Raw genomic sequence first — 14,134 nt, forward strand, 5'->3', positions numbered from 1 at the left:
CCAATGTGATGGATTTGACATGCAATCATATTCACTACCGCCAAAAACCAATTTATTATGTTGAACGTAGTGAAACATCTTGTTCGCCCTGTAAGTAGGCGACTTTGCACCCGCAGAAGATATTTCGCTGTCGCTTGATATGAAAAGTTTAAAAGCCATTCCGTATGAAAATGTATATTAAACCAACCTTTAGTAATTTATTTACATATATTTAACGGTTTAGCCGGTTTAATAACCTTTATTTATTGATCAACAGCAATTAAAATTGATAAAGCCTGATCAGAAAATGGAACCTATTGCCTTTATTGATACAGAGATTGATGCCAAAAGCCATAAAATAATGGATATTGGCGGCATCAGGAGCGATGGAAACGTTTTCCACAAAACTTCGGCGGCTGATTTTGTACAGTTTATAAAAGGTTCGAAATATATAGCCGGGCATAATATTTTCAATCACGATATCAAATACATCGGTAAAGAGCTTGTTGAAGCGGGCATCAATGAGGTTGATGTTATAGACACGCTTTATCTTTCGCCGCTTTTATTTCCCACCGAGCCTTATCATGCTTTATTAAAAGATGATAAGCTGCAATCGGATGATCTGAATAACCCGCTTAATGATTCGATAAAAGCACGAGACTTGTTTTATGATGAAATCGAGGCTTTCAGGCAAACAGATAAAATACTCAAACAAATTTACTACCTGTTGCTGCACAACCGGAAAGAATTTAGCGCCTTTTTCAGATTTACGGGTTATTACTGCTACGAAGACCATATTGCAGGGCTCATCCATCAAAAATTTAACGGCGACATTTGCAGGCAGGCCAGATTAAGCGAATTAATCCTGTCGCATCCGGTCGAACTGGCCTATTGCCTGTCGCTTATCAATGCCAACAACCGTTATTCCATTACACCGCCATGGATTTTGAAAAACTACCCCAAAACGGAGTGGATCATGTTCATCCTCCGAAGCAATCCTTGCCTAACCGGTTGCCCTTACTGCTTAAAAGCACTCGACCCGCATGAGGGATTGAAAACATTTTTCGGATTTACGGCCTACCGCAAATTCGGCGATGAACCTTTGCAGGAAAAAGCAGTTGAGGCGGCCATCAATAATAAATCCATATTGGCAGTTTTCCCAACGGGAGGCGGTAAATCCATTACCTTCCAGGTACCCGCGCTAATGGCCGGGCGAAACAGCAAGGGCCTCACCGTTGTGATCTCGCCCTTACAATCGCTGATGAAAGACCAGGTAGATAACCTTGAAAAGGTCGGTATTACCGAAGCCGTTACGATAAATGGCCTGCTCGATCCGATAGAGCGGGCAAAATCATACGAACGGGTGGAGAACGGATCGGCCTCGCTCCTGTATATCTCGCCCGAATCGTTAAGGTCAAAAACAATCGAACGCCTGCTTTTGGGCCGTAAAATAGCCCGTTTTGTGATTGACGAAGCGCACTGCTTTTCATCATGGGGGCAGGATTTCAGGGTAGATTACCTTTACATTGGCGATTTTATTAAGCTGATACAGGAGAAAAAAAATATTGAACAGGCCATACCGGTATCTTGCTTTACGGCAACAGCCAAACAAAAAGTGATTGATGATATCCGCGAATATTTCCGCGATAAACTCTCACTTGATCTCGAATTGTTCACCTCCAAAGCTTCGCGTACCAACCTGCAATACAAGGTTTACAGGAAAGAGGATCCAGAAGACAAATACCTCGCCGTACGCGACCTTGTTGAAGAAAAAAAGTGCCCTACCATTATCTATGTATCGCGTACACGCAACGCCGAAAAGCTGACCGAAAGATTAAACAGCGATGGCTTTAACGCAAAAGCCTTTCACGGCAAGATGGACGCCAAAGCTAAAACCGCCAATCAAAACGCTTTCATAGCAGGCGAAGTACCCATTATGGTAGCCACATCGGCGTTTGGAATGGGGGTTGATAAAAAGGATGTGGGCCTGGTGATCCATTATGAGCTTTCCGACTCGCTGGAGAACTATGTACAGGAGGCAGGGCGCGCCGGAAGGGATGAAAACATCACTGCAGAATGCTACGTCCTGTTTAACGAAGAAGATTTAAGCAAACATTTTATCCTGCTTAACCAAACCAAGCTCTCCATAAAAGAAATCCAGCAGGTTTGGAAGGCAATTAAAGACATCACCAGGTTCAGGGCGTCGGTATCTAACTCCGCGCTCGAAATTGCCCGTAAGGCCGGTTGGGACGACAATGTGGCCGAGATTGAAACCCGGGTAACCACCGCCATTGCCGCCCTTGAAGATGCCGGGTATTTAAAACGCGGTCAAAACATGCCCCGAGTGTTTGCCAACAGTATTTTGTCAAAAACAGCGCAGGAAGCCATAGATAAAATTAATGCCTCGTCGAAATTTGATGATAAACAGCGCGCAAAAGCCATCCGTATTATCAAAAAGTTGTTCTCGAGTAAAAGCAGGAAACAATCTACCGACGAAGCAGCCGAATCGCGTGTTGATTACATCAGCGATTATTTAGGGATTGTAAAGGATGAGGTTATCCACATCATCACCATGCTGCGTGAAGAAAAGATCCTTGCCGATGCCAAAGACCTAACCGCGTTTATTAAGCGCGCCGAAAATAAAAACCGGTCGTTAAGCATTTTGGACACGTTTATGAGAATAGAACAGTTTTTACTGCCCCATTTTGCTGAGCAGGAAAAAACTTTTCAGCTCAGGGAGTTAAACCAGGAAGCGGAAGATCAGCGCATAGACGGCGTAAATCCCAACCGGATCAAAACCATCATTAACTTTTGGGCGATAAAAAAATGGATTAACCGGTCGGGCCTGGGTTATTCAAAAAATCACCTTGTTGTTGTAGCCCTTTATCCGGAATCTGAACTGAAGGAAAAACTTCAAAAACGATATGAGCTGGCCAGGTTTATAGTTAATTTTTTATACAAACGCAGCGTTACAGATGCCACCCCTATCCAGCAAAACACCGACGAGGTTTTGATCGAATTTTCGGTACATGAGTTAAAAAGCGCCTACCAAAACCAGGCAAACCTTTTCAAACAGGAAATTACAACAGATGATGTAGAAGACACCCTCTTTTACCTGTCGCGTATAGAGGCTATAAAAATTGAAGGCGGCTTTATGGTGTTATACAACAGCCTCAAAATTGAGCGGCTTGAGTTAAATAATAAGATCAGTTACAAAAACGAGGACTACCAAAAACTTAACCAGTTTTACCAAAACAAAATCCAGCAGATACACATCGTTGGCGAATACGCCAAAAAAATGATAGCCGATTATAAAGAAGCGCTCCAATTTGTTGAAGACTACTTTCAGCTAAATTACACATCGTTCCTTAATAAGTATTTTAAAGGAAGCCGGTTACAGGAAATTACGCGTGCCATTACCCCCGAAAAATTCAAACAACTGTTCGGCGAGCTATCTCCCGCGCAGTTAAAGATAATTAATGATAAAGATGCAAAACATATAGCTGTAGCGGCGGGCCCTGGCAGCGGTAAAACCAGGGTACTGGTACATAAACTGGCTTCGTTATTATTGATGGAAGATGTAAAGCATGAGCAATTGCTGATGCTTACTTTTTCGCGCGCGGCTGCTACGGAGTTTAAAAAAAGGTTAATTAAGCTGATAGGAAACGCTGCATTATTTGTTGAGATTAAAACTTTTCATTCCTATTGTTTTGATCTGCTTGGCAAAGTGGGGAGCCTTGAAAAATCCGGTCACATCCTTAAAGACACCATCAACAAGATCAGGAATAACGAAGTGGAGATAAACCGCATCACCAAAACAGTTTTAGTGATTGACGAAGCCCAGGACATGGACCGCGACGAGTTTGAACTGGTAAGGACACTGATGGATTGCAACGACGAAATGCGGGTAATAGCCGTAGGAGACGACGACCAGAATATTTACGAATTCAGAGGGGCAAGCTCCAAACACCTCGAAGAATTTATAACTATAAACAAAGCTACCCGGCACGAATTAATAGAGAACTACCGCAGCAAAAACAACCTGGTACAGTTCAGCAACCAGTTTGTGCAAACCATCCGTCGCCGGTTAAAGACAACGCCCATTGTGGCTATCCAAAAGGGTGACGGGCAAATAAAGCTGGTGAAACATGCGCATCAAAACCTTATTACACCGCTTGTTGATGATATCATCACAACCGGGCTTTCAGGTACTACCTGCGTTTTAACAGGCACAAATGATGAAGCCTTAAAAGTTACCGGTTTGCTTTTAAAAAATAACTTCCCGGCAAAGCTAATTCAAAGTAACGATGGTTTTGACCTTTACAACCTTGCCGAGGTGCGTTACTTTTTAAGCCGCCTTAACCTTGATGACGGCGTTTATAGTATCGATGAAACCCAATGGGCAAACGCCCGGCGCGACCTGGGAAAACAATATCAAAAAAGCAACAAGCTTAAACTTTGCATTAACCTGCTAAAAGATTTTGAAGCAACCAACACCAAGAGCAAATACAAATCAGATCTCGAAACCTTTATTCACGACTCCAAACTGGAGGATTTTTTTGATGAGGATAGCGAAACCATATTTGTATCAACCATACATAAAGCCAAAGGCCGCGAGTTTGATAACGTTTTTATGATGCTTGAAAATTTTGATGCCCTTAACGACGAAAAGAAACGGCAGCTTTATGTGGGCATTACACGGGCCAAACAAAATTTAACTATCCACTTAAATACCAATATTTTTAATGATGCTGCTGCAAATAACCTTCGGTGGATAGATAACACCGATATCCATACCCAACCCAGCCAGTTAACCAAACTGCTAACCCATAAGGATGTCTGGCTCAATTATTTTTCCGGTCGTCAGCCCTGGGTATCACAGTTGATAAGCGGAGATAAGCTCATTGTACGTAGTGATGAATGCTTCAACACCGCGGGCCAATCGGTTTTAAAATTTTCCGGAAGTTTTGTTAGGGAGATCGAATCGATGAAAGCAAAAGGCTATTTTATAAAAAACGCGGTGGTTAACTTCGTTATTTACTGGCAAAAAGAGGGTTCAAAACAAGAAATACAAATTGTACTCCCGGAGCTTTGTTTTGAAAAAATTGTGCGATAATGGGCATCCATTTCCCTTAAGTACAAAAGCAGTCTTTCGGGTTCATGTGGGCACGATCAGACAATTTTACGGGTTAGAATATAGTGAAAAATATACCATATCGATTTAATGATCATTTTTTTTCGTTCATACGCTCCACAATATTTTTTAATAGAACCCGGAATAACTAAATTCGTATAAACCCAAAACCCGAACAATTGACAGACCATAACGAAAAAAACCGGCTCAAAGCACTTCACAGCTATCATATCCTGGATACCTTGCCTGAACAGGCATTTGACCGGATTACACGACTGGCCTCCATCATCTGTGAGGTGCCGATAGCCCTGATATCGTTGATTGACGAGAATCGGCAGTGGTTCAAGTCGCGCCAGGGCCTGGAAGCTTCAGAAACATCCCGTGACCTCGCTTTCTGTCACTACGCCATACTGGGCAGCGAAATTATGGAGGTAGAGGATGCCCTGAGCGATGAGCGGTTCAAAAACAACGCATTGGTGCTATCTGACCCGCATATTCGTTTCTATGCCGGTCAGCCGCTGGCTGATCCTAACGGTTATGCCCTCGGCACCTTGTGTGTGATTGACAGAGAACCCAAGTTGCTGAGGCCTGATCAGAAAGAGGCGCTAAAACTTTTGTCCCGGGAGGTAATGGATCTGATCCTTGAACGGCGGCAAAAAGAAGAACTAAGATCTTTTGAAGTTCTGTTCCAGCTTTCCGACGATCTGCTTTGCATAGTCGACACTGATGGTTTTTTTAAAAAGATCAACCCCTCATTCGGGAAACTGCTGGGTTGGCAGGGCGACGAACTACTTAAAATGTCATTTTGGGATCTGGTGCACCCGCAGGATTTAGAAGCCGCCCAACAGGAGATGACCCGGCTTGCCTCAGGCAAGCCTACAGTTAACTTTGAGCACCGCTTTAGGTGTAAGACAGGCGATTACCGCTGGCTGCAATGGGTGGCAACTCCCGAACCTGAAACCGGCTATTTGTTCGCGATAGCACGGGACATCACCCATGAAAAAAAACAAGCGAAAGAGCTTGCAGAGAATGAACGCAAGTTGCGCGCTTTTTTTGAAAACTCGCAGGGGTTGATGTGTACGCATAACCTTACCGGAAGGTTTTTATCGGTGAATAACGCCGGGGCCGGAATCCTTGGCTACTCGCCTGATGAAATATTGCAGCTTGGCCTTTTTGATATTGTGCCGGAAGAACATCATACCGAAGTGCGCGCCTACTTACAAGCCATCAGGCACCAAGGTAGCGCGCAGGGACAAATGATAACCAGGCACAAAGACGGGTCGCTGCGGATTTGGCTGTTTAACAATGTATTGGAAAATGGCTTTAAGGACGAAGATGACTACGTTATCGGCAACGCGATAGATATTACCGACCGTGCGATGCTGGAGGATGCTCTCAGAAAAACGCGTGAGCTACTGGAAGAAACCAATAAAGTAGCCAAAGTGGGCGGCTGGGAGGTAGACCTCGTCCTTCAAAAAGTAAGCTGGACCAAAGTAACCCGTGATATTCATAAGGTGGGTGAAGATTATGAACCAGACATGGAAACGGCAATCGAATTTTATAAAGCCGGCGAGAGCCGGGAGGCCGTGACAAAAGCAGTGAATACCGCTATTGAAAACGGTACGCCCTGGGACCTGGAACTGCAACTGACGGATGCCAGGGGTAAAGAAATCTGGGTGCGGGCTATCGGCAAAGCGGAAATGGAAAACGGCGTTTGTAAAAGGCTTTACGGCACTTTCCAGGACATCGACGAAGCTAAAAAAGCAGATCTCGAGCTTCACCGTTCCCAAAAGCAGCTTAAAGATGTACTTGACGCTGCATCCGGTGTTAGCATCATAGCTACAGATCCGGAAGGGCTGATTACCGTATTTAACGCCGGTGCAGAAAAGATGCTTGGTTACGCCTGCGAGGAGATGATCGGTAAACAAACACCTGCCATTATTCATGATGCCGCCGAGACAGCCGCCCGCGGAAAGGAACTTTCTGAACAGATGGGCTATCCGGTTGAAGGCTTCCGCGTTTTTGTCACCGTTCCTGAGCAACAAGGTTCGGAGCGGCGGGATTGGACCTATATTACCAAAAGTGGCCGACGGCGTACCGTATCGCTGATGGTGACGGCTATTCGCGACCAGGGACGGGTTACCGGTTACCTGGGTGTAGCGATAGACATTACCGATAAAAGACTGACAGAAAACGCCTTGCTTGCCGAAAAAGGCCGACTATCAGCTTTTGTAGAGCATGCCCCGGCGGCTGTAGCCATGATGGATGAAGAGATGCGTTTTGTTGCGGTAAGCAGGCGCTGGCTGGAAGATTATCATTTTTCGGGTGTTAATGTGCTCGGTCGCTCATATTATGATGTGTTCCCCGGCCTTGAAACCGAGCGAAAAGAGCGGCATCAGCGCGTGTTGAACGGAGCCGTTGAACGCAAGGACGAAGATACTTACAGGTTACCGTTTGATACGGAAGACATGTTCATCACCTGGGAAATGCGGCCCTGGTTCCGGTTTGACGATAAGGTGGGCGGCATCATGATCTTTACCCAGAACATTACCCCAATCATCAAACAGCGGGAAGAACTGAAGCTGGCTAAAACGCTGGCAGAACAGGCCAGCCAGGCCAAATCGGAATTTCTGGCCAACATGAGCCATGAGATCAGGACACCATTGAACGGCGTTATCGGGTTTACCGACCTGGTGCTGAAAACACCGCTGAACGAAACACAGCATCAATATGTATCGATCATCAATCAATCCGGCAACGCTTTACTGAGTATCATTAATGACATTCTTGATTTTTCAAAGATCGAAGCCGGGCGGCTTGAATTAGATATTGAACGTTGCGACCTGTATGAACTATGCGGACAGGCCACTGACATCATCACCTACCAGGTACAACATAAAGGGTTGGAAATGTTGCTGAATGTAGCGGCCGACCTGCCACGTTTTATTTACGCTGACGCCATCAGGCTTAAACAGATCCTGGTGAACCTTTTAGGCAACGCCGCGAAATTCACCGAAAAAGGTGAAATAGAATTACATATCGAAACATTATCAGCGACCGGGGATGAACAGACACTACGGTTTGCCGTGCGTGACACCGGTATCGGAATCCAGCCGGAAAAACAGGCTAAAATATTTGACGCCTTTTCGCAGGAGGACAGCTCGACCACCAAAAAATATGGCGGTACCGGATTAGGCCTAACAATATCCAATAAATTGCTGGGGCTGATGAACAGCCGTTTGCAGCTCATCAGCCAGCCAGGTAAGGGCAGTACTTTTTATTTTGACATCAGTTTCCGCGCCGAGCAGGGCGAGGCCATTGAATGGGCCGGCCTGGATAACGTGAACCAGGTGCTTATAGTTGATGACAACGCTAATAACCGCCTTATCATTAACCAAATGCTGGCCTTAAAAAATATCTCGGTAACAGAAGCGACAAATGGTTTCGAAGCATTGCAGTTGCTGGCCAAAGGCGAACGCTACGATGTAATCCTGATGGATTACAACATGCCTTATATGGACGGACTGGAGACTATCCGCAAGATCAGGGAAAACTTCTCCCGTACTTACGAGGAGCAGCCGGTTGTTTTGCTGCACAGCTCATCAGATGATCAGCTTATCCTGCAATTGTGTAAAGAACTGGATGTACGGAAACGCATTGTTAAACCCCTCAAAATTCAGGAACTTTATGGCGCGCTTTCCAGGCTCAATAGTGATGATGATCGTCAAACCGAACATGCCGCACACAATTCGCCCCCGGTTCCGGCCACTTTGCGGGTATTGATTGCCGAAGATAACACGGTTAATATGCTTTTAGCCAAAACGTTAATCCGCAACGTCTCGCCGCATGCAGAATTGATTGAGGCGCATAACGGGATAGAGGCAGTAACCTGCTGTGAAAAGTATATGCCCGACATCATATTTATGGATGTACAAATGCCGCTGATGAACGGTTATGACGCTACACGGAAGATAAGGCTGATCGACACCGCTAAGAAGATCCCCATCATTGCGCTCACGGCGGGCAACGTGAAAGGAGAAAAAGAGAAATGCATAGACGCCGGTATGGATGATTTTGTGGTTAAACCGGTTGTAGCAGATACCATTGCGTTGATCCTGAACAAGTGGCTTGACCATGATAGCGGGCATGAAGTTAGTAACCACGAGAATAGCAGCGACACGGATCCTCATTATGACCCGCAGGTATTGATGACTTTTTTAGGCGATGCCCCGGCAAGCCTGAAAGAAGCGCTTGACGCGGCTGTGAGCGAGCTTGAGCAGGCAAAAAGCCAGATCACCGCTGCACAAAACAGTGGTAATATCAAACTGATTAACGAGCAGGGTCATAAACTTTACGGAACAGCTACCTCCGCCGGAATGGGAATTTTGGCCGGCCTGGCAAATACCCTTGAACATTATAAAGGCGGAGATTTTGCCCAACTGGACGAACTTATAACCAAAACAACCGGGGAAATTGAACAGTTATTAAACAGAATCCGGGTGTAGGCTACGTTGCCTTTATATTGGTTGGTTTTGGTCAGAATAAAAATAGAAAACCCGCTAATCTGGTTAATCAGCGGGTTTTGCCTTGGATATTGGTATCGCTTATCGTCGCCCTGCCTGTACAAATTTCGAATCTTTTCCTGCATGATCTGAGAAAATTAGCGGCTTTAGATATTTGACATAACCGGCGGCACCGATGTACAAACAGGCTAAGGTGCGTGAACTGGCGTGTCGTCCTCAAAAGCGTCTTCCGGTTCAGCCACTAATAGCGCGTTCTGCTTCAAAATAACTCTGCGTAGCCGTTCCTGGTGTTCGTCGCCCCATAAGCCGATGGAAGAAATCAAGGGGATGAGTGTTTTGCCAAAGTCAGTAAGATGATATTCTACCTTTGGAGGCATTACAGGATAGATCGTTCTTATTACTAACTCATGATCTTCGAGCTCTTTCAACTGTACATTCAGTACGCGCCTGGTAACGTCCGGAATCTTACGCTGCAATTCACCGGGCCTTAAGTGCCCTTGGTGAATGAACCATAAAATACGGATCTTCCATTTGCCATACAGCACTTCACCAACCAAATCAAGGCCGCAGTTAAGAGATGGAGCAATCTTTTTCACGTACATAACTACAAATATACAACAGCCGTTATGTGCAAGCAATACGGACAAATTTATCCCTATTTGATTCGTAAGCCCGTAATTGTATAGTATCGGAGTACTGTTGAGATTTGCGTAAAAATAAAACATTTATGAAACAACAGATCAATTACAGTAATGAACTATCCGGTAAAATAGCCTTGATAACAGGTGGTACAAAAGGCACAGGAAAAGCGATTGCCGAACGCTTAAAAGCAGCAGGCGCCACAGTGGTTATTACGGCCAGAAACAAACCCGGTCAGTATGATCCCGACCTGCATTATATAGCAGCCGACCTGAGCAAGGCAGAAGATGCACAAAATATGATCAGCGAAGTACTGTCTACCTATGCCAGGCTGGATATCCTGGTAAACAACCTTGGCGCTTCGTCAACACCCGCTGGCGGTTTTGCAGCATTGAATGATGAGGACTGGCTATCAACCCTGCAAGCTAATTTATTGGCCCCTGTAAGGCTTGACAGGGGATTTTTACCGCAAATGATCGATCGGAAAAGTGGTGTTATCGTTCACATCGCTTCCATCCAGGGGCTGTTGCCGCTATATGATTCTACCTTGCCGTACGCAGCTTCAAAAGCAGGCTTGATCAATTACAGCAAAAGTTTATCGAATGAAGTTGCCCCAAAAGGTGTTCGTGTACTAACTGTTTCGCCAGGATGGATAAATACAACAGCATCTGTAGCCTGGTTGGGCGAGATCGCAAGAAAGTCGAATAGCACAATAGAAGAAGCGCAGCAAAGTGTAATGGATGCATTAGGTGGAATACCGTACGGTAGGCCCGCCGAACCGGAAGAAGTAGCTGAATTGGTTGGCTTTTTGGTTTCACCAAGAGCCAGTTACTTAACAGGAACAAATTTCGTCATAGACGGAGGAACCATACCAACAATTTAATAGTTAGCATCATATCTAAATAGCAAATACCATGAATTTACCAGCAGTAGTTACCCGATTAGTAAACGCGCAAAACAAATACGACAGTAAGGCTTATGCGGAGTGTTTCACAAATACGGCTATTGTTCACGACGAAGGCAAGCAATATAACGGGAAGGAAGAAATTCGCCAATGGATTGAAGAAGCTAATGAGAAGTACAAAAGTTTGATGAAACCACTTAAATACAAGGAAACCGCCCTGAAAGCGGTACTGACAGCAGAGGTGTCCGGCACTTTCCCCGGAAGCCCCATAGTGCTGCAATTTCATCTGGAACTAAAGGATAACCTCATTGATTCATTAAAAGTGACTCCATAATATTGAGGGCGTAAGGCTCAGCTGATCCAGATGATTACAAAGTCGCTTTTTTTAGATGCGCCGGTCCTTTCCATTCAAAACCCAACATTATTCGAAACCCGATGAATTTGATTGAACAGCAAATAAAAAACCGCTCCTAAATCTCTTCAAGAGCGGTTCTGCTGGTGTCGTCGGGATGGCAGGATTCGAACCTGCGGCCTCCACATCCCAAATGTGGCGCGATACCGGGCTACGCTACATCCCGTTTGGCTTTTGCCGGGTTATTTAATGTTTCCAATCAGAAAATAAAACCCTCTAAACTTTCAATTTAGAGGGTTTTGATACTGGGTATCGCTTTGTCGGGATGGCAGGATTCGAACCTGCGGCCTCCACATCCCAAATGTGGCGCGATACCGGGCTACGCTACATCCCGTCTCCCTGATTGGGTGTGCAAAAGTATGATTTTTAATCAAGTTGCAAAATTTTTTTTGAAAGAATTTCCTTACAATTTCATAACATACTCATTTGTAATTTCTTTCCCTGGTTTTCCATTCGGCACTATTGAATGGTTTTAAACTAATCTGGATTACTGATAGCGATTTCAACACAAATACCGTTAAATGCGATTACACTTTAGCCGGGGCAAACCAATGGAATTGCAGCGCTATTTGAATATCGATCAATTAAAAAATTTCCATTTTATACAATAGCTATAAGCGGCCTGTTAACTTATTAAAGTCACGACCAGAAAATTAAGATTCGCCGTTAGCCCTCCCGCCAGAATTCAACGCTTTTATAATAGATAACAACCCGGTTAATTAAGGTAACAGTAATTGGATAAAACGCTTGCCTTTCGGTAACAATGTTCATTAACCGGGTCAATTGCTTTGTTTGTCGATTAACGCTCACTTACAGTTAAACTTATTATATTTTTGAGACCAACTATTGCCGGGCTCATTACGTATTTATTGATGATCGCAAAAACGCACCTGTATGACAAAAGAACGCTTACTATTAATGCCGAAACTATTCGGTTATTTCATAATTATTTTAGCCTTTAATTCCTGCAAAAAGGATAAAACCGCCACACCGCAGGTGCAAACGGTAAAGCCGGTAACGCTGGGCTTGTACGAGTACTCATCGGGCGTTAACAAGCGCATTTTTTTGCCGGTTTCGCAGGTTGGCACTAAAACGGTAACGTACTACACCGTGTTCGACACCGGCTCGTCGGGCATGACGCTCGACGCCGATGGCATTTTACCGGCATCCATGATCACCTCATCGGGGATCCAGTTTACCGGCGACTCCGTTGTGGTAAACGGCATCACAGTTACCAAAACAACCGGCACAATCAGTTTTGGAGACAACATCAGCTCCACTAAAGAATACGGCAACCTTGCCTATGCCGACATCACTATCGGCGATCAGCTGGGCAACCTCGTTTTAAAGCGCGTGCCGTTTTTCCTGTACTATAAAATAGTTGATGGCGATGGCAATAAACTAAGCGCCCATTCAAGCGATGTGTTTGGCGTTGGCCCGGGCACCAGCTATGTAACCAACATTATTCAAAGTCCGCTGCAGAGGTTTAACACCGGCGGCAATCTTACCGGCGGCTTCAAGCTGGCTACCTTAAACAAAAGTATGTTCAGTTCGGCAGGTAATTACGTGAGCAACCTGTTAACCATCGGCCTCACCGGTTCCGATCTTTCTTCGCAGGGCTTTATCATGCATAACCTCAATTACTATAATGCAGGCGGATATTCGCCCAATATTCCGGCAACCATCAGCTATAACGGCAAAACCATATCGGGGCAAATCCTTTTCGATACGGGTACCCCCTCAACCACTGTAATAGAAGACAAAACGGCTACAAACGCCATCGGTAACCTGCCGGCAAATTCAACGGTAACCATAACCACTAACAAGGGCTTCACCTATACGTATACTACAGCCAGCACAGCAAACCTTACCGAGGTGCAAAATCCCAATAACACAGGCGACACGCGAACCATTTTCAGTCTGGATTTTTTCATCAGCAACGAGTACCTTACCGATTATGGAAATCACCGCATCGGTTTGAAAAATAATTAGCCGTAACCGTCGGTCCGGTTTCGTATTACCAAAGCCGGCTTTTATAACCTATCCATAACTTGCTATAGAGAATGACACGATAATTTCTGTTTTGCGAATAATTTTCATGCATTGCGGTGATTGAAACCTTTAAATCAACAACGGGGCTGCATATTTGATAGGCAACCCCGTTTATTATACCTTATTGTAAGAACAACAGGCTCATAATAAAAATAGGTTTATAAGGTTGTTAAACCTGGTATGGGAAGATGCTAATTGGACTGTTATTTCTAACAACAGGTAGCGTATCGCTCCGTTACTTAACCAAGTGACCAAAAAACAACAATCAACGTAATTAACCCACAGTTAAGGGTTAATATTTCGGCAAAACTGCAGCTGATAGCCTTGAGATGCAAGCTTCAGTTCGAGCTAATAAGGCTTAAATCCGGAAAGATGGATATCATAATGAACAGAAGTTATCTATTAATTAAACTACGCCAGTATTATGATATTATTTTACGTCGACTGTAAATAGCGACTGATCGGAAAAACAATGCGAAGAAAAGTGATCA

The 14,134-nt window shown here is 44.7% G+C and carries 6 protein-coding genes and 2 tRNA genes; 5 read left to right on the forward strand and 3 right to left on the reverse strand.

Annotated features, from left to right (window positions below):
* Nucleotides 1-286: 286 nt before the first annotated feature.
* A complete protein-coding gene (locus LX99_RS10690) occupies nt 287-5,095 on the forward strand; it encodes a RecQ family ATP-dependent DNA helicase (protein ID WP_109608072.1) in 4,809 nt (1,602 codons plus the stop codon).
* Nucleotides 5,096-5,292: 197 nt separating this feature from the next.
* The gene (locus LX99_RS10695; RefSeq protein WP_109607874.1) at nt 5,293-9,618 is read left to right on the forward strand and encodes a PAS domain S-box protein; all 4,326 of its coding nucleotides are present in this window, start codon (nt 5,293-5,295) and stop codon (nt 9,616-9,618) included.
* A 206-nt stretch (nt 9,619-9,824) separates the two neighbouring features.
* Here the strand turns inward: LX99_RS10695 and LX99_RS10700 are convergent, their stop codons facing one another.
* Nucleotides 9,825-10,238, reverse strand: a complete 414-nt coding sequence (locus tag LX99_RS10700; protein ID WP_109608073.1) for a winged helix-turn-helix transcriptional regulator — start codon at nt 10,236-10,238, stop codon at nt 9,825-9,827.
* 125 nt (nt 10,239-10,363) lie between these two features.
* Between LX99_RS10700 and LX99_RS10705 the strand changes: the two genes are divergently transcribed.
* Nucleotides 10,364-11,158, forward strand: a complete 795-nt coding sequence (locus tag LX99_RS10705) for an SDR family oxidoreductase (RefSeq protein WP_211319001.1) — start codon at nt 10,364-10,366, stop codon at nt 11,156-11,158.
* A 31-nt stretch (nt 11,159-11,189) separates the two neighbouring features.
* Nucleotides 11,190-11,513 carry a nuclear transport factor 2 family protein gene (locus LX99_RS10710; protein WP_109607875.1) on the forward strand — a complete coding sequence of 108 codons (324 nt, stop codon included), beginning with the start codon at nt 11,190-11,192 and terminating at the stop codon, nt 11,511-11,513.
* Nucleotides 11,514-11,683: 170 nt separating this feature from the next.
* Here the strand turns inward: LX99_RS10710 and LX99_RS10715 are convergent.
* Together LX99_RS10715 and LX99_RS10720 are read right to left on the reverse strand one after the other, a co-directional pair.
* Nucleotides 11,684-11,757: transfer RNA gene (locus LX99_RS10715), tRNA-Pro, on the reverse strand.
* Between the two features lie 94 nt (nt 11,758-11,851).
* Nucleotides 11,852-11,925, reverse strand: a tRNA-Pro gene (locus LX99_RS10720).
* Nucleotides 11,926-12,485: 560 nt separating this feature from the next.
* Here LX99_RS10720 and LX99_RS10725 point away from each other — a divergent pair.
* Nucleotides 12,486-13,583, forward strand: coding sequence for a pepsin/retropepsin-like aspartic protease family protein (locus LX99_RS10725; RefSeq protein ID WP_109607876.1), 1,098 nt, complete (start codon nt 12,486-12,488; stop codon nt 13,581-13,583).
* Nucleotides 13,584-14,134 lie beyond the last annotated feature (551 nt).

Origin of the sequence: Mucilaginibacter oryzae (assembly GCF_003148845.1) — a bacterium.
Classification (GTDB): domain Bacteria; phylum Bacteroidota; class Bacteroidia; order Sphingobacteriales; family Sphingobacteriaceae; genus Mucilaginibacter; species Mucilaginibacter oryzae.